Genomic DNA, 17,193 nt, shown 5'->3' with positions numbered 1-17,193 from the left:
TGGGGGTCTTCAATGATGGGACGCGCGGTATGCGTGCCTCACCAGGTAACAAGACGGTCCTAACGCCGCTTGCATAATCGGGTAAATCAGGTAGCCCTCGCCATGAGGGAACAAGGAGTAAGTGTGAATAAAGCGTTGAAAGTAGCTGGTTTGAGCTTTGCACTGATGGCTGCCGGCATGGGTTCTGCCTTCGCTGAGACCAAGATCGCCGTGGTTGATATGGGCGAAGTCTTCCAAAAGCTGCCCCAGCGTGAAGCCGTTGCAGCCAAGCTGAAAGGTGAATTCGAGCCGCGTATGCGTGAGCTGCAGAAGCTGGAACAGGAAGGCCAGAAGCTGGTCGAGAAGTTCCGCAAGGATGAAGCCTTCATGAGCGCCGAGCAGAAGAAGCAGAACCAGGAGAAGCTGGCCAAGCTGCAGATGGAGTTCAACCAGAAGCGTCAAGCCTTTGAGCAGGACAACGGTCGCCGTCAGTCCGAAGAGCGCAACAAGATCCTGACCAAGGTGCAGGCTGCCATCGATTCCATCGCCAAGAGCAATGGTTACGATCTGGTGCTGGAGCGCAATGCCGCCCCGTATGCCGCCAGCAAGCTGGACATCTCCGGCCAGGTTATTTCTCAGGTAAGCAAGAGCAACTAATTGATGGCATTCACTCTCGCACAGCTGGCCCAGCAACTGGGGGCCCAGGTCCATGGCGACGGAACCCTGGAAATCCGCAAGGTAGCGACACTGGAAAAGGCCGGGGAGGGGGATATCACCTTCCTGTCCAACAAAAAGTACCGGCACTATCTGGAGCAGAGCAAGGCGACCGCCGTGCTCATTACCGAAGCGGATCTGCCATTTTGTCCCACCAATGCCCTGGTGCTCAAAGACCCCTATGTGGGCTTTGCCCGGGTAGCCCAACTGCTGGACACCACCCCGCAGCCGGCCATGGATATCCATCCGAGCGCCGTTATCGCGGCTGACGTGCAACTGGGCGAGAGAGTGGCCATCGGCGCCAATGCAGTGATCGAATCCGGCGTCGTGCTGGGTGACGATGTACGCATTGGCCCGGGCTGTTTTGTTGGCAAAAATACCCGGCTGGGAGCGCGCTCCCGGCTGTGGGCCAACGTCACCCTCTATCACAATGTGACCATGGGCACCGACTGTCTGGTTCAATCCGGCACAGTGATCGGGGCCGATGGTTTCGGTTATGCCAACGAGCGTGGCGAGTGGATCAAGATCCCACAGCTCGGCGGCGTGACCATTGGCAACCGGGTCGAGATCGGTGCCTGTACCACCATTGACCGCGGTGCACTGGAAGATACCCGCATCGCTGACAACGTCATCATCGACAACCAGTGCCAGATCGCCCACAACGTGGAGATCGGTTACGGCACCGCCGTGGCGGGCTCCACCGTGATGGCTGGTAGTCTCAAGGTCGGCAAATACTGTATCATTGGCGGCGCTTCCGTCTTTAACGGGCATATGGAGATCTGCGACCAGGCCACCGTCACCGGTATGGCCATGGTGATGCGACCCATTACCGAGCCCGGTGTTTACTCTTCTGGCATCCCTCTGCAAACCAATAAAGAGTGGCGCAAGACCGCCGCCCGGGTGATGCGTATCGAAGAGATGCACAAGCGGTTAAGCAAGCTTGAGAAGAAGCTGGATCAAGAATAATCACGATTGGTATAGGGTACTGTTTTGACTACTGAAAAGAAGAGCCTGGGTATCCAGGAAATCATGGATCTGCTGCCCCACCGTTATCCTTTCCTGATGGTGGATCGTGTAGACGACTACGAGATCAGCGATGAGCGCAAAACCCTGCGCGCCATCAAGAACGTCTCGTTCAACGAGCCGATCTTCCAGGGGCACTTCCCGGCCAAGCCGGTGTTCCCTGGTGTACTGATCCTGGAAGCGATGGCACAGGCCACCGGTATCCTGGCCTTTACCATGGTGGGCAAGCCGTCTCCCAACGAACTCTATTATTTTGCCTCAATCGACAACGCTCGCTTCAAGCGTCCGGTCGGCCCCGGTGACCAACTGGTGCTCGACGTGGAGTTCCTGAAAGAGCGTCGCGGTATTGCCAAGTTCACCGGTGTCGCCACTGTCGACGGTGAAGTGGTCTGTACCGCCGAGCTGATGTGCGCCAAACGCGAGGTTTAACACACGTGATCGACCAGACTGCCATCATTCACGATACTGCCATCGTCCATGAGTCTGCCGTGATCGGTAAAGGGGTTGAAATCGGCCCCTTTTCTGTCATCGGCGCCGAGGTGGAAATCGGTGACAACACCTGGGTAGGTTCCCATGTGGTGATCAAGGGCCCGACCAAGATTGGGCGCGGCAACAAGATCTTCCAGCACACCTCCATCGGTGAGGATTGCCAGGACAAGAAGTACGCCGGTGAGCGCACCTTCCTCGAGATTGGCGACAACAACGTCATTCGCGAGAACTGCACCTTCCACCGCGGCACCATTCAGGATCAATCCCTGACCAAGGTGGGCAGCGGCAACCTGTTCATGGTCAACGTTCATGTTGCCCACGACTGCATCATCGGTGACAACTGCATCTTCGCCAACAATGCGACCCTGGCGGGCCACGTGGTGATCGGTGACTTCGTGATCTTCGGTGGTCTCTCCGCCATTCACCAGTTCGGCCGCGTCGGTTCCCACGCCTTCGTCGGTGGCTGCGCAGCCCTGAACAAGGACGTGCCGCCTTACGTGATGGCCGCCGGCAACTACGCCAAACCGTTCGGGGTCAACTCCGAAGGTCTGCGTCGCCGCGGTTTCAGCGCCGAGGCCATCTCTGCCGTCAAGCGTGCCTACAAAGAGATCTTCCGCTCTGGCAAGACCATCGAAGAGGTGCTGCCTGTGCTGATTGAGATGGCGCAAGCCGAACCGGCCGTCCAGCTCTATGTGGACTTCCTCAGAGATAACGAGCGCGGGATCATCCGTGCCTGATCCGGTTCGTATCGGTATCGTCGCCGGAGAGGTCTCCGGTGACATTCTGGCTGCCGGTCTGGTGCGCGAGCTGCAAGCCCGCTACCCGGATGCGCAGTTCGAAGGGATCGCCGGGCCGCGGATGCAGGCCCTCGGCGTCAAGGCCTTGTTCGAGATGGAAGAGCTCTCCGTCATGGGGATCACCGAGGTGCTGGGCCGTCTGCCGCGCATCCTCAAGGTTCGTCGCGAACTGCTGCACCACTTTATTGCCAATCCGCCCGATATCTTCATCGGCGTGGATGCACCGGATTTCAATATCGGAGTGGAGCTGAAACTGCGCCGCGCCGGTATCAAGACGGTTCACTATGTCAGCCCCTCGGTGTGGGCCTGGCGCCAGAACCGCATTCACAAGATCAAGGCCGCTACCGACATGGTGCTCGCCTTCCTGCCGTTCGAGAAAGCTTTCTACGACCGTTTCGAGGCCCCTTGTCGTTTTGTTGGCCACACCATGGCGGATGACATTCCGCTGGTGCCGGATCAGGCTGCCGTGCGTCGCAAGCTGGGTATCGATGCCAACCGCCGCTGGTTGGCGGTACTGCCGGGCAGCCGCACGGCGGAAGTGGGCTTTATGTCCCCTCTGTTTCTCGAAGCGTGCAAACACCTGACGGTGCGCTATCCGGATCTCGGTTTTATCGTGCCGCTGGTCAACCAGAAACGGCGTGAGCAATTCATGGCCATCAAGGCTGAAGTGGCACCGGATCTCGAGATGGTGTTGCTGGAAGGGCAGGGGCGCGAGGCGATGATCGCCGCCGACGTGGTGATGCTGGCCTCCGGCACCGCGGCGCTCGAAGCCATGCTGGTGAAAAAGCCGATGGTGGTGGGCTACAAGCTCAAGCCCTTCAGCTATTGGCTGGCCCAGCGACTGGTAAAGACCGAATTTGTCTCTCTGCCCAACCTGCTCGCCGGTCGCATGCTGGTGCCGGAACTCATCCAGCACGAGTGCACCCCGGAGAATCTGGTGGAAGAGGTGAGCAAGTACTTCGAGCACGACAACAGTGCGCTGGTCAACACCTTCACCGAGCTGCACCAGCTGATCCGCTGCAATGCCGACTCGCAGGCCGCCGATGCGGTGGCGGATCTGCTCGGCAGATAACGCTATTTCGGACCGTCGATTGCGCCGCGCAGCCCGTTCATCCGTTTTCCTAGCGGTGATGCGGCGCCAGTCGACTCCTGTCAGGCCCCGCGGGGCCTGTTTTGATTCAAGGCTACAAGATGATGATCGATATTCCTGACGACAAGCTGGTTGCCGGTGTGGACGAAGTGGGCCGTGGCCCCCTGGTGGGTGATGTGGTCACCGCTGCGGTCATTCTCGATCCCGCCAATTCGATCGCGGGGCTCAACGACTCCAAGAAGCTCTCCGAGAAGAAGCGGCTGGCGTTGTTTGACGAGATCAAAGAGAAAGCGCTCGCCTGGGCCATCGGTCGCGCCACTCCGGAGGAGATCGACGAGCTCAACATCCTGCATGCCACCATGCTGGCGATGCAGCGCGCCGTGGCGGGACTGAAGGTCACCCCCGAGCTGGTCTTTATCGATGGCAACCGCTGCCCGGCATTGCCGATGGAAGCGCGCGCCGTGGTCAAGGGCGATAGCCTGGTGGCCGCCATCAGCGCCGCCTCGATCCTCGCCAAGGTGACCCGAGATGCGGAGATGACCGAGCTGGACAGCCGTCATCCCGAGTATGGTTTTGCCCGCCACAAGGGCTATCCGACTGCGGAGCATCTCGCCATTCTGGCCGAGCGCGGCCCGTTGCCCGAATATCGCAAGAGCTTCAAACCGGTGCGCCGCGCACTGGGGATCGAGTAGACCATGCCATTTAGTTTGAGCAGCGAGAGGAGATGACGATGGCTGACCCCCGTTTTATCCACCTGCGAGTCCACTCCGACTTCTCCATGGTCGATGGCCTGCAGAAGATCAATCCCATCGTCGGGGCTGCGGCGGCCAACAACATGCCGGCGCTGGCGCTGACCGATCAGATGAACATGTGCGGTCTGGTGCGTTTCTATGGTGCCGCCCACGGCAAGGGGATCAAGCCCATCGTCGGGGCAGACTTCTGGGTGCAGAGCGATGAGCTCGGCGACGAGCAGTTCCGTCTCACCCTGCTCGCCATGGATAACGACGGCTACCAGAACATCACCCTGCTTATTTCCCGCGGTTACCAGCGCGGCCATGTGCAGGGGCGGCCGGTCATCGACAAGAGCTGGCTCGCCGAACACGCCAAGGGGGTGATCGTCCTCTCCGGCGGCCGCGAGGGGGATGTGGGCAAGTTCCTGCTCAAGGGCAACCGGCAGATGACCGAGCAGTGTGTTGCCTTCTATCAGACCCACTTCCCCGATGCCTACTACCTCGAACTGCTGCGTACCGGTCGACCCGACGAAGAGGTCTACCTGCACATGGCGGTGGCCATCGCCACCGAGTTCGAGCTGCCGGTGGTCGCCACCAACGAGGTGGTGTTCCTCAACGCCGATGACTTCGACGCCCACGAGATCCGGGTGGCCATCCACGATGGCTATACCCTGATGGACAAACGCCGCCCCCGTCGCTACAGCCCCCAGCAGTACCTGCGCAGTCAGGAGGAGATGGCCGAGCTGTTTGCCGATATCCCCGAAGCGCTGGAAAACACGGTGGAGATCGCCAAGCGCTGCAACGTGACGGTGCGTCTCGGCGAATACTTCCTGCCTAACTTCCCGACCGGCGACATGACTACCGAAGATTTTCTGGTGGCCAAATCGAAAGAGGGTCTGGAGGAGCGTCTCGAGTTTCTGTTCCCGGATCCGGCGGTGCGGGCCGAGCGCCGTCCCGAGTATGACGAGCGCCTCGATGTTGAGCTGAAAGTGATCAACCAGATGGGCTTCCCGGGTTACTTCCTCATCGTGATGGAATTTATCCAGTGGTCCAAGGACAACGGCATTCCCGTTGGTCCGGGCCGGGGCTCGGGTGCTGGCTCTCTGGTGGCCTACGCCCTCAAGATCACCGATCTGGATCCGCTGGAATTTGACCTGCTGTTCGAACGTTTCCTGAACCCCGAGCGGGTATCCATGCCCGACTTCGACGTCGACTTCTGCATGGATCGGCGCGACGAGGTGATCGAGCACGTCTCCGACATGTATGGCCGGGAGGCGGTGTCGCAGATCATCACCTTCGGCAGCATGGCGGCCAAGGCGGTGGTGCGGGATGTGGGCCGGGTACTGGGCCACGCTTACGGCTTTGTCGACCGCATCTCCAAGCTGATCCCGCCGGATCCGGGCATGACGCTGGCCAAGGCGTTCGAGGCCGAGCCCAAGCTGCCCGAGCTTTACGAGCAGGATGAGGAGGTCAAAGACCTCATCGATATGGCCCGCCGCCTGGAAGGGGTGGTGCGCAACGCCGGTAAACACGCTGGTGGCGTGGTGATCGCGCCCACCAAGATCACCGACTTTGCGCCGCTCTACTGCGATGACGAGGGTCATCACCCGGTCACCCAGTTCGACAAGAACGATGTGGAGTACGCCGGTCTGGTGAAGTTCGACTTCCTGGGTCTGCGAACGCTCACCATCATCGACTGGGCGCTCGGCATGATCAACCCGCGTCTTGCCAAAGAGGGCAAGCCGCCGGTCGATATCGCCGCCATCCCCATTGATGACAAGAAGTCGTTCGACCTGCTGCAGCGCTACGAGACCACGGCGGTATTCCAGCTCGAATCCCGCGGTATGAAGGACCTCATCAAGCGGCTGCGCCCCGACTGCTTCGAAGACATGATCGCACTGGTGGCCCTGTTCCGTCCGGGCCCGCTCCAGTCAGGCATGGTGGATAACTTCATCGACCGCAAACACGGTAATGAAGCCATCTCCTATCCGGACGAGAAGTGGCAGCACGAGAGCCTCAAGCCCATCCTCGAACCCACCTACGGCATCATCCTCTATCAGGAGCAGGTGATGCAGATCGCCCAGACCCTGGCGGGCTACACGCTCGGTGGTGCGGACATGCTGCGCCGGGCGATGGGTAAGAAAAAGCCCGAGGAGATGGCCAAGCAGCGGGCCGGTTTCGAAGAGGGCGCCATCAAGAATGGCGTCGACGGCGAACTGGCGATGAAGATCTTCGATCTGGTGGAGAAGTTTGCGGGCTACGGCTTCAACAAGTCGCACTCCGCCGCCTATGCGCTGGTCTCCTACCAGACCCTCTGGCTCAAGACCCACTTCCCGGCCGAGTTCATGGCGGCGGTCATGACCGCCGATATGGACAACACCGACAAGATCGTGACCTTGGTGGACGAGTGCCAGCGGATGGGGCTCACCGTGATCCCGCCGGACGTCAATACCGGCCGCTACCGCTTCAGCGTCAATGAAGATGGTCATATCGTCTACGGTATCGGCGCGGTGAAGGGGGTCGGTGAAGGCCCTATCGACGCGATTCTGGACGCGCGGGATCGGGACGGCCCGTTCCGCGACCTGTTCGACTTCTGCAACCGGGTCGACATCAAGAAGCTCAACAAGCGGGTGATGGAGAAGCTTATTCTCTCCGGTGCCATGGATCGGCTCGGCCCCCACCGCGCCGCCCTGATGGCGACCCTGGAGGAGGCGATGCGCGCCGCCGAGCAGCACGCCAAGGCGCAGGCAGTGGGGCAGGTCGACATGTTCGGCGTGCTCACCGAAGAGATTGACGACGTCAAAAAGGCGTTTGCCAACGTGCCGCACTGGCCTGACAAGGTGTGGCTGGAAGGGGAGCGCGAGACCCTCGGGCTCTATCTCACCGGCCACCCCATCAACCAGTACAGCAGCGAATTGCGTCGTTATACCTCGGGTCGCCTGTGCGATCTGCATCCCACCTCCCGCGATACCGTGACCACGGCGGCGGGGCTGGTGATCGCGGCTCGCAGCATGGTGACCAAGCGTGGCAACAAGATGGGGATCTTCACCCTGGACGACCGTTCTGGTCGCCTTGATGTGACCCTGTTCAGTGAAGCGCTGGAAAAATATGAAGAATTGATGCAAAAAGACCGCATTTTGGTGGTTTCTGGACAGGTCAGCTTTGATGACTTCTCCGGTGGCCTTAAAATGTCGGCTCGAGAATTACTGGATATCAACGATGCGAGGGAGCGTTTTGCCAGAGCAATCCGCATCTCCCTCGATGAACAGCGGATTGATGATCGCTTTTTCCCGCGTTTGTGCGAGATTTTGGAGCCCGCCCGTGCCGGAGTCTGTCCGGTTCAGGTAAACTATCGTCGCCCCGGCTCCCGGGTGCGATTGACGCTCGGTACCGAGTGGCGGGTGACGCCCACCGATCAACTGATAGATGACTTGCGAGTCCTGCTTGGACGAGAGCGGGTTGAATTGGTTTTTGATTAGAGGTTCTAAGGCCCTATGAGTCTTTTTCTGGATTTTGAACAGCCGATTGCCGAGTTGCAGGCGCAGATTGATGAACTCAAACATGTGAGTGAAGGCAATCACGCCGTGGATCTGAAAGACGAGATCCGCCGGCTGGAGAAGAAAAACGAAGAGCTGACCAAGAAGATCTTCGGTGATCTGGGTGCCTGGCAGGTATCCCAGATGGCGCGTCATCCCCAGCGCCCCTACACCTTTGACTATATCGAGCATATCTTCACCGATTTCGACGAGTTGGCTGGCGATCGCGCCTATGCCGATGACAAGGCTATCGTCGGCGGCATCGCCCGTCTCGACGGTGAGCCGGTGATGGTGATTGGTCACCAGAAGGGTCGCGAGACCAAAGAGAAGATCAAGCGCAACTTCGGTATGCCGCGTCCGGAAGGGTACCGCAAGGCCCTGCGTCTGATGGAGATGGCCGAGCGCTTCAAGATGCCGATCATCACCTTTATCGACACCCCGGGCGCTTACCCTGGCGTCGGTGCCGAAGAGCGTGGCCAGTCCGAGGCGATTGCCCGCAACCTGAAAGTGATGGCCGGTCTGACCGTGCCGGTTGTCTGCACCGTGATTGGTGAGGGTGGCTCCGGTGGTGCGCTGGCCATTGGCGTGGGTGACCGGGTCAACATGCTGCAGTACTCCACCTACTCCGTCATCTCGCCGGAAGGGTGTGCCTCCATCCTGTGGAAGAGTGCCGACAAGGCCTCCGTAGCTGCCGAAGCGATGGGTATCACTGCCCAGCGTCTGAAAGAGCTCAAGCTGATCGACCACGTGATCGACGAGCCCCTCGGCGGTGCTCACCGCGATGTGGAGAAGATGGCCAAAAACCTCAAGGCCCGCATCAAGCAGGATCTGGACGCCCTGCGTCCGCTCGATACCGAGCAACTGCTGGAGCAGCGCTACCAGCGTCTGCTAGGCTACGGCTACTGCTAAGCGCTGCCGTCAACCCCGACTATTCAGGCCCCCGTCATCGATGGGGGTTTTTTATTGCTGATGACCTGTCTTGCGGTGATTGTGCCAACGCGCCCTGAAACGGCGCTGCTCACTCTTCGCGGGTGAGAGGAAGGGTTGGTATACCATACCGTTGGTGAGGGCTGCCAGTAGCCTGCAGCATCCTTTGGCATCGCTAGCGGTGGCATGACAAGCCGCTTGATCATCCGATAGCGGCATAAAAAAGCGCCCCGACTATGCGGAGCGCTTTTACAGGTGTCTGGCGGTATTACAGTTCAATCTCGTCTGTAAGACCTTCATAGGCGATATCGATGGATTGCAGCTCCTTCTGCAGGCGGTGCTTGTCTTTCAACGCCTCGATTTCACGCCATTTACGTTTTTTTCCCGTTGTCCCGCGGCTACGCGAACCGAGTTCAACCACCTCGTCATAATCGAAGTTGAACATTTCCATGGCTCCCTCCTTGGTTTTTATCGTTTTCACCACCCGTATAACATAACGAATCTGAAATTAAAACGTTTTCGTGACGACTCTATGACAGCGCTAAAAAAGCCCATGAAAAAAACCGGGCCCCTTGTTAGGGGCCCGGTTTTTATCAGAAAAAAGAACCGATTACAGGCGGCTTGCCAGCATGGTTTCCAGCTTGCCCTGGTCGATGGCGAACATGCGGATGCCTTCGCCCAGCTTCTCGTGAGCCATGGCATCCTGGTTCAGTTCCCAGCGGAATTCGGCTTCGGTCATCGGGGTCGGTTTGGCCTTGCGCTCACCGGTGTAGTCCAGTTTGCGTACCACGGCGCCTTCGGTCTTGCTCAGCTCTTCCAGCAGGGCCGGGCCGATGGTCAGGCGGTCGCAACCGGCCAGTTCCAGGATCTCGCCGGTATTGCGGAAGCTGGCGCCCATCACGACAGTCGGGTAGTCGTGCTGCTTGTAGTAGTTGTAGATGGAGGTGACGGAGACCACGCCCGGATCTTCGCTGGCGGTGTAATCACGGCCATTTTTGGCCTTGTACCAGTCGAGGATACGACCCACGAACGGGGAGATCAGGAAGGCACCGGCTTCGGCACAGGCACGGGCCTGGGCGAAGGAGAACAGCAGGGTCAGGTTGCACTGGATACCCTCTTTCTCCAGTACTTCGGCGGCACGGATCCCTTCCCAGGTGGAGGCCAACTTGATCAGAATGCGGTCGTTGCTGATACCCGCTTCGTTGTAGAGACGGATCAGCTTGCGGGCCTTGGCGATGCTGGCTTCGGTATCGAAGGAGAGACGGGCATCCACTTCGGTAGAGATACGGCCCGGAACGATCTTCAGCACTTCCAGACCGATGTTGACGGCCAGCTTGTCGCCCGCGTCGATGATTTGCTGTGCCTTGTCCTGGCTCTGGGCTTTGGCCCAGTTGATGGCGTCTTCGATCAGCGGAGCGTACTCGGGGATCTCGGAGGCCTTCAGAACCAGAGAGGGGTTGGTGGTGGCATCGATGGGCTGATAGCGTTTGATGGCTTCGATATCACCGGTGTCGGCAACAACAGTGGTCAGGGCTTTCAGCTGGGTTAATTTATCGGCCATAGCGAATATCATCTCTTAATGAGGGAGTAATCCCTGGGTTGCGGGCTTGAGACGGTGGTTCTGAAATAAAATTACAGGATCTTGGTGCCTCAGGCTCAGAAAAGCGCGATGGGGGCGGCCCATCGTCATTGCCTGCCTAATTAATACTGATGTGCTGCATCCTGCAATAGGGGCGCTTGGTTGTTAAACATTCAGGCTGTTGAGTTATCCCGTTTTATGGCTTGAAACTATATGATTAGTAAGGTTTTTTACATTTCCTCCCGACCTCGCTCCGGTTTGCTTTCAGCTGAACTTTTTTAGCCAATATCCATATTTGTGTCGTCGATCACATAAATTATCTCGCTACGTACTTGAAATTTAATTACAGCGAAAACGTTTGGCGAAATATCGCAGTTTGAAAACCATTTCATGCAAGCGTTTGCGTTTTCGCATAGCTCATCAGGGATATATCAAAATGGTTCTCTTATGGGGCTTAATGGTGGCCTGTCTGATTGAATTATTGAGTTTGTTGAAAGTTTGCGATTTAAATGGAGCTTTATGGGCTTTTACCGTTCGTTTTTTGTGTCTCGCGTGACCGGGATCACTATTCCGGGCTCTCCCGCTGTGCTAGATTCCGCCCCTTTAGCGAAACGCTAATTAAACGACAGACAGAAAACGGTCAGCGCAGACTGACCATGGATGTGAATAACAACGAGAGAATTATGGACACCTTGATTGCGATGCTAAACGACCTGATGTGGGGAGCCGTGCTCATCTACCTGCTCATCGGGGTCGGTATCTTTTTCACCTTCCGCCTGGGTTTTATCCAGATCCGTCACTTTGGCCACATGTTTTCCGTGCTGAAAAACAGTCGTAAATCGGACAACGCGGGCATCTCCTCCTTCCAGGCCCTCTGTACCAGCCTTGCCGCCCGTGTCGGCACCGGCAACCTGGCCGGTGTGGCAGTCGCCATCTATCTGGGTGGCCCCGGCGCCATCTTCTGGATGTGGCTGATTGCCTTTATCGGCATGGCGACCGCCTTCGTTGAAAGCACTCTGGCCCAGCTCTACAAGGTCAAGGATGAGGATGGCAACTACCGTGGTGGCCCGGCCTACTACATGGAGAAAGGCCTTGGCATGCGCTGGATGGGGGTGGTCTTCTCGCTCTGCCTGATCCTGGCATTTGGTCTGGTGTTCAACGCGGTGCAGGCCAACTCCATCAGTCTGGCGATGAAGGTGGCGTTTGGCATTCCTGACTGGGTCAGCGGTCTGGCGCTGGTGGCGCTCTCCGGCCTGATTATCTTCGGCGGCATTCGTGGCATTGCCCGTTTTGCCGAGCTGGTGGTGCCCTTTATGGCGCTGGCCTACATCCTGCTGGCGCTGGTGATCGTGGCGATGAACATCACCGAGTTGCCCCATGTCTTCATGCTGATCATCAAGTCCGCCTTCGGGATTGAGCAGGCAGGCTCGGGTGCGCTCGGTTATGCCATCTCCCAGGCGATGATCAACGGTATCAAGCGCGGTCTCTTCTCCAACGAGGCGGGCATGGGCTCTGCGCCCAACGCTGCGGCTACTGCCACTCCCTATCCGCCGCACCCGGCCTCCCAGGGTTATGTGCAGATGTTGGGGGTCTTTATGGACACTATCGTCATCTGCAGCTGTACCGCCGCCATCATCCTGATGTCCGGTCAGTTTGAGCCGGGCTCCGGTGTGACCGGTGTCGAGCTGACCCAGCGGGCGCTCTCCTCCCAGATTGGCAGCGGTGGCAACATTTTCATTGCTGCGGCCATCTTCTTCTTCGCCTTCACCTCTATCGTGGCGAACTACTCCTATGCCGAGACCAATCTGGTGTTCCTCGAGCACAACCACAAGGGTGGCCTGATGCTGTTCCGGGTGTTCGTGCTGGGGATGGTGATGTTCGGTGCCGTGGGTGAGTTGCCGATCGTGTGGGCGATGGCGGATGTCTCCATGGGGCTGATGGCCATCGTCAACCTGGTGGCGATCCTGCTGCTCTCCAGCGTTGCCATCAAGCTGGCGAAGGATTACAACGACCAGCTCCGGCTGGGCAAGGTGCCCACCTTCGATGCCAACAAATACCCCGAGATCCGCTCCCAGCTGGAAGAGGGGATCTGGGACAATCCGACCAAAAAATAACAAGCGGTGAGTCAAACCTCTTGATTAAAACCTGAAGGGGGAGCCAGTGGCTCCCCCTTCTTTTATGGCGCACTCGTTGGCTGTTGATCCCAGCGCTGGGCGAGCTGTCTGACACGCCGTTGCAACTGGCGCCCGCAGCGCCCTTGTTGCCGTTCGCTGAGGGGGGCATAACGCCAGAGTCGATAGAGCCACGCACTCTTTAGCAGGGAGTGGGCAAGGTCGGGACGCAGCCGTGCCAGCCGCTCGCACCATGCCCCCATGCTCTCGGCGGGCTCTGGTGGGTAGCCGCTGCGTTTGCCCCGTTTGAGCAGGGGCTGCCAGATGCGCCGCTCTGGCGGCAGGCGGGCGGGCAACAGCAGGGGCAGGCTCACCAGCAGGGCGACCAGCATCAGGCTGGCGAGGATCAACCAAGGGGTGTGTCCCGCCAGTGTAGGCCAGCGCAGACCGATTTGTTGCCAGAGTTGGCCCGCATCGTAACCAATCACCCAGCGACTCCACTGGTAGTCGATATTGTTGCCCCACCAGCGCAGCTGATTGAGCAGAGCCCAGTTGCGATAACGCTGCAAAGCGAGGGGGTCGGCGGCGGTAAACTCGTCGCTTAGCGCCTCCCTCACGCCGCCTTCAATGCGCTCCGGTGCCACTGCCGCCGTGGGGTCAACTCGCCGCCATGTTCCCCCTTCATCGAGATATTCCACCCAGGCGTGAGCATCGAACTGGTGTACCGCCAGATAGTTGCCTCTGGGATTCCACTCACCGCCGAGATAACCGGTGACCAGCCGTGCCGGAATACCGGCGGCGCGCAGCACGAAGGCGGTCGCCATGGCGTAGTGGCCGCAAAAGCCCTGCTTGGTATCGAACAGGAACTCATCCACCCCATCGCTGCCAAGTCGTGGCGGGGTCAGAGTGTAGTAATAGGATTGGCTGCGAAACTGTTCGAGCAGGGCGGCGACCAGCGTGCTGCGATCCGGATAGCGTGCCGCAAGCTCTTGGCCATAGGCTCGCGCTCTCGGGTTGCCCCCGCCAGGCAGTTGCAGGTTGCGCTGGGCGGCTTGGTTGTCGTCCTCGGGCTGCGCTTCGCTGCGGCCAATGCGATAGCGGATTGCCACCTCGCCGCTCCCCTGCCGATAGAGGGTGTCGAGAGGGGTAAGCAGCACCGGACCCGCCAGCAGGTGCGGTTCACTCAGAGCAAAGGCCCAGCGGTGGCGCTGGGGCTCGGCGATCACCTCGTAGCTCCCGGCGGGTAACGGACTATCTGCCAGTTGAGTGTTGGCCTGTGAAGAGGATGCCAGAAGGGTCAGCCCGGTCTGCACCGGCACTGTCTGCTGCCATGTTTTGACCTCGGGGCTCAGCAACCAGCGCTGACCATCGAAAACTTCTTGGCGCATCACCGGAAAATAGCGCTCGCGGACAGGGGGCGGGCCATCGGCAAAGGTGACCCGAAACGCCAGTTCGGAGGAGTTGACCAGTTCGCTGATATCGCCGGGGGCCAGCTCTTCCGAGAGCCCCGACAGGGCGCGGCTGGTGGTGTGCATCTGCCAGAGGGGCGGGAGCCTCGGCAGCAGCAGAAACAGAGTGATGAGCAGGGGAAGCGCCAGCAGCAGGGTACCCCCCGCACTGCGCCAAGGCCGTTTCTGCTCGGGAGCGATGGCGGCCACCAGCGCGGTCACTGCCAGCCAGAGTGCTACTGTCATTCCGGCCGTCCAGCCGATGTTCTGTCGCTGCACCAGCGCCAGCGCGATCAGAAAGAAGGCGAGCAGCAGCACCTGCTCGATATCCCGCTCGCGCCGTACCTCGATCATCTTGAGGCTATAGCCGAGCCAGAGCAGATTGATCAGGGCGGGCAGGGTTCCTAGCCCACGCCACTGCAGCCCCAGCAACAGCACAGTGGTGATGGCCAGCAGTGCCAACCCGCGGGCAGGCAGGGGCGGCCAGCCGCGCCACAGCATCATGGCCCGGACGCCAAGGGTAGCGGCGCTTACCGCCACCACCCAGAGCTGCAACTGGGGCCATAGCGCCGCGACCAGCAGCAGCTGTTGCAGGGCGATGAATGGCAGCAGGCGGCGGTTATCGAGCAGCATCTGGCGTGCTCTTCGATGGTGTTGCATCGAACTGGGCCAGTACCAGCAGGCAGCGCTGCACAAAGGCGGCGCCGCTATCGGGCCCCAGCGTCTGGTTTGCCAGTGTCAGGGTAAAGGGGATGCCCCGCTTGCCGTAATCGGCGCACCACCAGGCCAGCACCGCCAGCCGCTGCTCCAGATCCCCACCCGCGACCCGCTGTAAGGTGAAGTGGCTGTCATCCTGCTGTGGTTCATGGAACTGTTTGGTCAGCAAGCCGCGCCCTTGGGCAAGTTGCTTCCAGGCGACCCGGCTCAGTGGTTCACCGGCCTGATGTGTCCGCAGGGTATCAAAGTCACCGAGAGTGGCTGGAGCCGGTTGGCCCTGATGCCCCTCGCTTTGGGTCGCATGTTCCCCTCTTAGCGTCCCGAACGCGGGTTTGGGGAAAAGCCAGCCCTCCAGTTGCAAGTCCAGCAGGGACCAGCAGCGAAACAGGCCGAGGGGGTAGCGGCTCTCAACCCGCAATCTGCCAAGGGGCAGTGGCCCACGGCGCGAGCCCGATACTGGCAGGATAATTGTGCTGGGCACAGCGTCGGCCTGTGCCAGCCAGAGGGCGCCTTCGTTGAGGCTAAAGTGAAGTGCCTGCACCGGGCGCGGGCTCTGCACCAAGATACGGATAGGCAGCTGGCTACCCGCTTCCCCGAGCATCAGTGGGCCCCCCAGCAGCTCCAGCCCCAGCAGGTTGCGGTGGGTGAGCCACATGGCGGCCATAAACAGGCTGCCGAGGCAGTAGGCCACCAGCAATACCAGATTGTTCTGGTAGTTGGTGCCGAGCAGATAGATGGCGAGCAGCACCAGCAGATAGAGCAGCCCCATGCGGGTGGGGAGGATAAAGAGGCTGCGGGTACCCAGCGTGATTTGGCGGGCCGGCGGAATACGGCGATCGAGCCAGCGCCGCTGCCAGCGGGCACGCCACTGCTGCCAACGGCTTAGCCATTTGCTCATCAGGGATTGTCCGGGTCGACCCTGGCCAGCAACCGCTGGCTCAGGGGGCAGGCTTCGCCGTGCTGCACGCCAAAGCTGCCCCGCAGCCGATGCTCGGCCACATAGGGGAATACCGCCTGCACATCCTCTACCGTGACGAAGCGCCGCCCGGCCACCAGCGTCCAGGCCCGGCTCACCGCCAGCAAGGTCTGGGCTGCTCGGGGGGAGAGGGGCTGTGGCAGATCCCCAGCAAAGCGGCTCTGGTACACCAGTGCCAGCAGGTAGTCGAGGGTGGCATCGGAAACATGGATAGCATCACCTTCCGCTTGCAGGGCAGTCAGCTCGGCGGCATTCAGCATGGCGGGCAACGGGCCAGTCGGCTGGTTGCCGCGCAGCAACTGGCGCTCCGCCTCTCGCGGCGGCGGAAAACCCAGCGAGAGTCGCACGGCGAAGCGGTCGAGTTGGGACTCCGGCAGCGGATAGGTGCCCGCCTGATCCGCCGGATTCTGGGTGGCGATGACGAAAAATGGAGTGGGGAGGGAATGCGTATTCCCCTCAATGCTCACCTTGCCCTCGGCCATCGCCTCCAGCAGGGCGCTCTGCACCTTGGGGCTGGCGCGGTTGATCTCGTCTGCCAGTAGAACCTGGGTGAAGATGGGGCCGGGGTGAAAGCGAAATGTTTGTTGCTGGGGGTCAAAAATCTGCAGCCCCAGCAGGTCGGCGGGGAGCAGATCGGCGGTGAACTGCATGCGCCTGCATGCCAGCCCCAGCACCTGCGCCAGCGCGTGGGCCAGGGTGGTCTTGCCCATACCGGGCAGATCCTCGATCAGCAGATGACCGCGCGCCAGCAGGGTCACCAGCGCGATTTTCAGTTGCAGCGGCTTGCCCAGAATGACTTGCTCCAGTGCCGCCAGCAGCCCAGCAATCTGCTCTTCTCTTTTCATTCCCTTCATACACATTCCCTGTATTGCGTCGCACCTACAGCTTATACGCCCGCAAGGGCCAAGGCAGATAACAGACGGGCGGTAAAGTGCAGCGCAGGGATGGCAATGAGCGGGAGGTGACGCGGTTTATTAGTGAGTCTGCTCGATTCAATATGGCCGCTATGGCACGTAACTCAATACAATATTTCCTGATTGGAATGTACCGATCGCCATCTCTTCACTAGGTGAGGG

Annotated in this window: 14 protein-coding genes; 9 read left to right on the top strand and 5 right to left on the bottom strand. The window is 59.8% G+C overall.

Going from position 1 to position 17,193, the window contains the following annotated elements; genetic code table 11:
• Positions 1–123 precede the first annotated feature (123 nt).
• The 8 genes from ACTG2G_RS05950 (at position 124) to accA (ending at position 9,268) form a co-directional block, all read left to right on the top strand.
• On the top strand, positions 124–636 hold the full coding sequence (locus ACTG2G_RS05950) for an OmpH family outer membrane protein (protein WP_005338563.1): 513 nt from the start codon (positions 124–126) through the stop codon (positions 634–636).
• 3 nt (positions 637–639) lie between these two features.
• Entirely contained in the window at positions 640–1,659 is a 1,020-nt protein-coding gene (gene lpxD, locus ACTG2G_RS05945) for a UDP-3-O-(3-hydroxymyristoyl)glucosamine N-acyltransferase (RefSeq protein ID WP_042081138.1), read from the top strand.
• Positions 1,660–1,683: 24 nt separating this feature from the next.
• Complete coding sequence (gene fabZ, locus ACTG2G_RS05940) at positions 1,684–2,145, top strand: 3-hydroxyacyl-ACP dehydratase FabZ (protein ID WP_005338559.1); 462 nt, start codon at positions 1,684–1,686, stop codon at positions 2,143–2,145.
• Positions 2,146–2,150: 5 nt separating this feature from the next.
• Positions 2,151–2,942, top strand: coding sequence for an acyl-ACP--UDP-N-acetylglucosamine O-acyltransferase (gene lpxA, locus ACTG2G_RS05935; protein ID WP_201904712.1), 792 nt, complete (start codon positions 2,151–2,153; stop codon positions 2,940–2,942).
• On the top strand, positions 2,935–4,074 hold the full coding sequence (gene lpxB, locus ACTG2G_RS05930; protein ID WP_088869957.1) for a lipid-A-disaccharide synthase: 1,140 nt from the start codon (positions 2,935–2,937) through the stop codon (positions 4,072–4,074). Before lpxA ends, lpxB begins: the two co-directional genes overlap by 8 nt.
• 119 nt (positions 4,075–4,193) lie before the next feature.
• Complete coding sequence (gene rnhB, locus ACTG2G_RS05925; protein ID WP_144714765.1) at positions 4,194–4,784, top strand: ribonuclease HII; 591 nt, start codon at positions 4,194–4,196, stop codon at positions 4,782–4,784.
• Between the two features lie 38 nt (positions 4,785–4,822).
• On the top strand, positions 4,823–8,302 hold the full coding sequence (dnaE, locus tag ACTG2G_RS05920; protein WP_421386971.1) for a DNA polymerase III subunit alpha: 3,480 nt from the start codon (positions 4,823–4,825) through the stop codon (positions 8,300–8,302).
• 15 nt (positions 8,303–8,317) lie between these two features.
• Positions 8,318–9,268 carry an acetyl-CoA carboxylase carboxyl transferase subunit alpha gene (accA, locus tag ACTG2G_RS05915; RefSeq protein WP_005338549.1) on the top strand — a complete coding sequence of 317 codons (951 nt, stop codon included), beginning with the start codon at positions 8,318–8,320 and terminating at the stop codon, positions 9,266–9,268.
• 286 nt (positions 9,269–9,554) lie between these two features.
• Here the strand turns inward: accA and ACTG2G_RS05910 are convergent, their stop codons facing one another.
• A complete protein-coding gene (locus ACTG2G_RS05910) occupies positions 9,555–9,737 on the bottom strand; it encodes a DUF3545 family protein (protein ID WP_005338547.1) in 183 nt (60 codons plus the stop codon).
• A gap of 159 nt (positions 9,738–9,896) precedes the next feature.
• A complete protein-coding gene (gene tal, locus ACTG2G_RS05905; RefSeq protein ID WP_005338545.1) occupies positions 9,897–10,847 on the bottom strand; it encodes a transaldolase in 951 nt (316 codons plus the stop codon).
• 701 nt (positions 10,848–11,548) lie between these two features.
• Here tal and ACTG2G_RS05900 point away from each other — a divergent pair.
• The gene (locus tag ACTG2G_RS05900; protein WP_013724018.1) at positions 11,549–12,979 is read left to right on the top strand and encodes an alanine/glycine:cation symporter family protein; all 1,431 of its coding nucleotides are present in this window, start codon (positions 11,549–11,551) and stop codon (positions 12,977–12,979) included.
• Positions 12,980–13,041: 62 nt separating this feature from the next.
• Here the strand turns inward: ACTG2G_RS05900 and ACTG2G_RS05895 are convergent, their stop codons facing one another.
• The 3 genes from ACTG2G_RS05895 to ACTG2G_RS05885 are packed head-to-tail and all read right to left on the bottom strand — an operon-like array spanning position 13,042 to position 16,971.
• Positions 13,042–15,057: a transglutaminase family protein gene (locus tag ACTG2G_RS05895; RefSeq protein WP_439985286.1), complete on the bottom strand. Its 2,016-nt coding sequence runs from the start codon at positions 15,055–15,057 to the stop codon at positions 13,042–13,044.
• Entirely contained in the window at positions 15,044–16,039 is a 996-nt protein-coding gene (locus ACTG2G_RS05890) for a DUF58 domain-containing protein (RefSeq protein ID WP_439985285.1), read from the bottom strand. Before ACTG2G_RS05890 ends, ACTG2G_RS05895 begins: the two co-directional genes overlap by 14 nt.
• Positions 16,039–16,971: an AAA family ATPase gene (locus ACTG2G_RS05885; protein WP_439985284.1), complete on the bottom strand. Its 933-nt coding sequence runs from the start codon at positions 16,969–16,971 to the stop codon at positions 16,039–16,041. The genes ACTG2G_RS05890 and ACTG2G_RS05885 overlap by 1 nt, the downstream gene beginning before the upstream one ends.
• Positions 16,972–17,193: the final 222 nt, after the last annotated feature.

The sequence above is a fragment of the Aeromonas sp. 55A genome, assembly GCF_051919665.1.
Lineage (GTDB): Bacteria > Pseudomonadota > Gammaproteobacteria > Enterobacterales > Aeromonadaceae > Aeromonas > Aeromonas veronii.
The sequence above is the reverse complement of the archived record's forward strand: the minus strand, read 5'-3'. Positions and strand labels throughout refer to the sequence as shown.

Excerpts from the sequence above, each read along its gene's own strand:
- accA (WP_005338549.1), top strand. The coding sequence starts at position 8,318 with ATGAGTCTTTTTCTGGATTTTGAACAGCCGATTGCCGAGTTGCAGGCG.
- rnhB (WP_144714765.1), top strand. The coding sequence starts at position 4,194 with ATGATGATCGATATTCCTGACGACAAGCTGGTTGCCGGTGTGGACGAA.
- ACTG2G_RS05910 (WP_005338547.1), bottom strand. The coding sequence starts at position 9,737 with ATGGAAATGTTCAACTTCGATTATGACGAGGTGGTTGAACTCGGTTCG.
- tal (WP_005338545.1), bottom strand. The coding sequence starts at position 10,847 with ATGGCCGATAAATTAACCCAGCTGAAAGCCCTGACCACTGTTGTTGCC.
- ACTG2G_RS05885 (WP_439985284.1), bottom strand. The coding sequence starts at position 16,971 with ATGAAGGGAATGAAAAGAGAAGAGCAGATTGCTGGGCTGCTGGCGGCA.
- lpxD (WP_042081138.1), top strand. The coding sequence starts at position 640 with ATGGCATTCACTCTCGCACAGCTGGCCCAGCAACTGGGGGCCCAGGTC.
- ACTG2G_RS05895 (WP_439985286.1), bottom strand. The coding sequence starts at position 15,057 with ATGCTGCTCGATAACCGCCGCCTGCTGCCATTCATCGCCCTGCAACAG.
- ACTG2G_RS05890 (WP_439985285.1), bottom strand. The coding sequence starts at position 16,039 with ATGAGCAAATGGCTAAGCCGTTGGCAGCAGTGGCGTGCCCGCTGGCAG.
- ACTG2G_RS05900 (WP_013724018.1), top strand. The coding sequence starts at position 11,549 with ATGGACACCTTGATTGCGATGCTAAACGACCTGATGTGGGGAGCCGTG.
- dnaE (WP_421386971.1), top strand. The coding sequence starts at position 4,823 with ATGGCTGACCCCCGTTTTATCCACCTGCGAGTCCACTCCGACTTCTCC.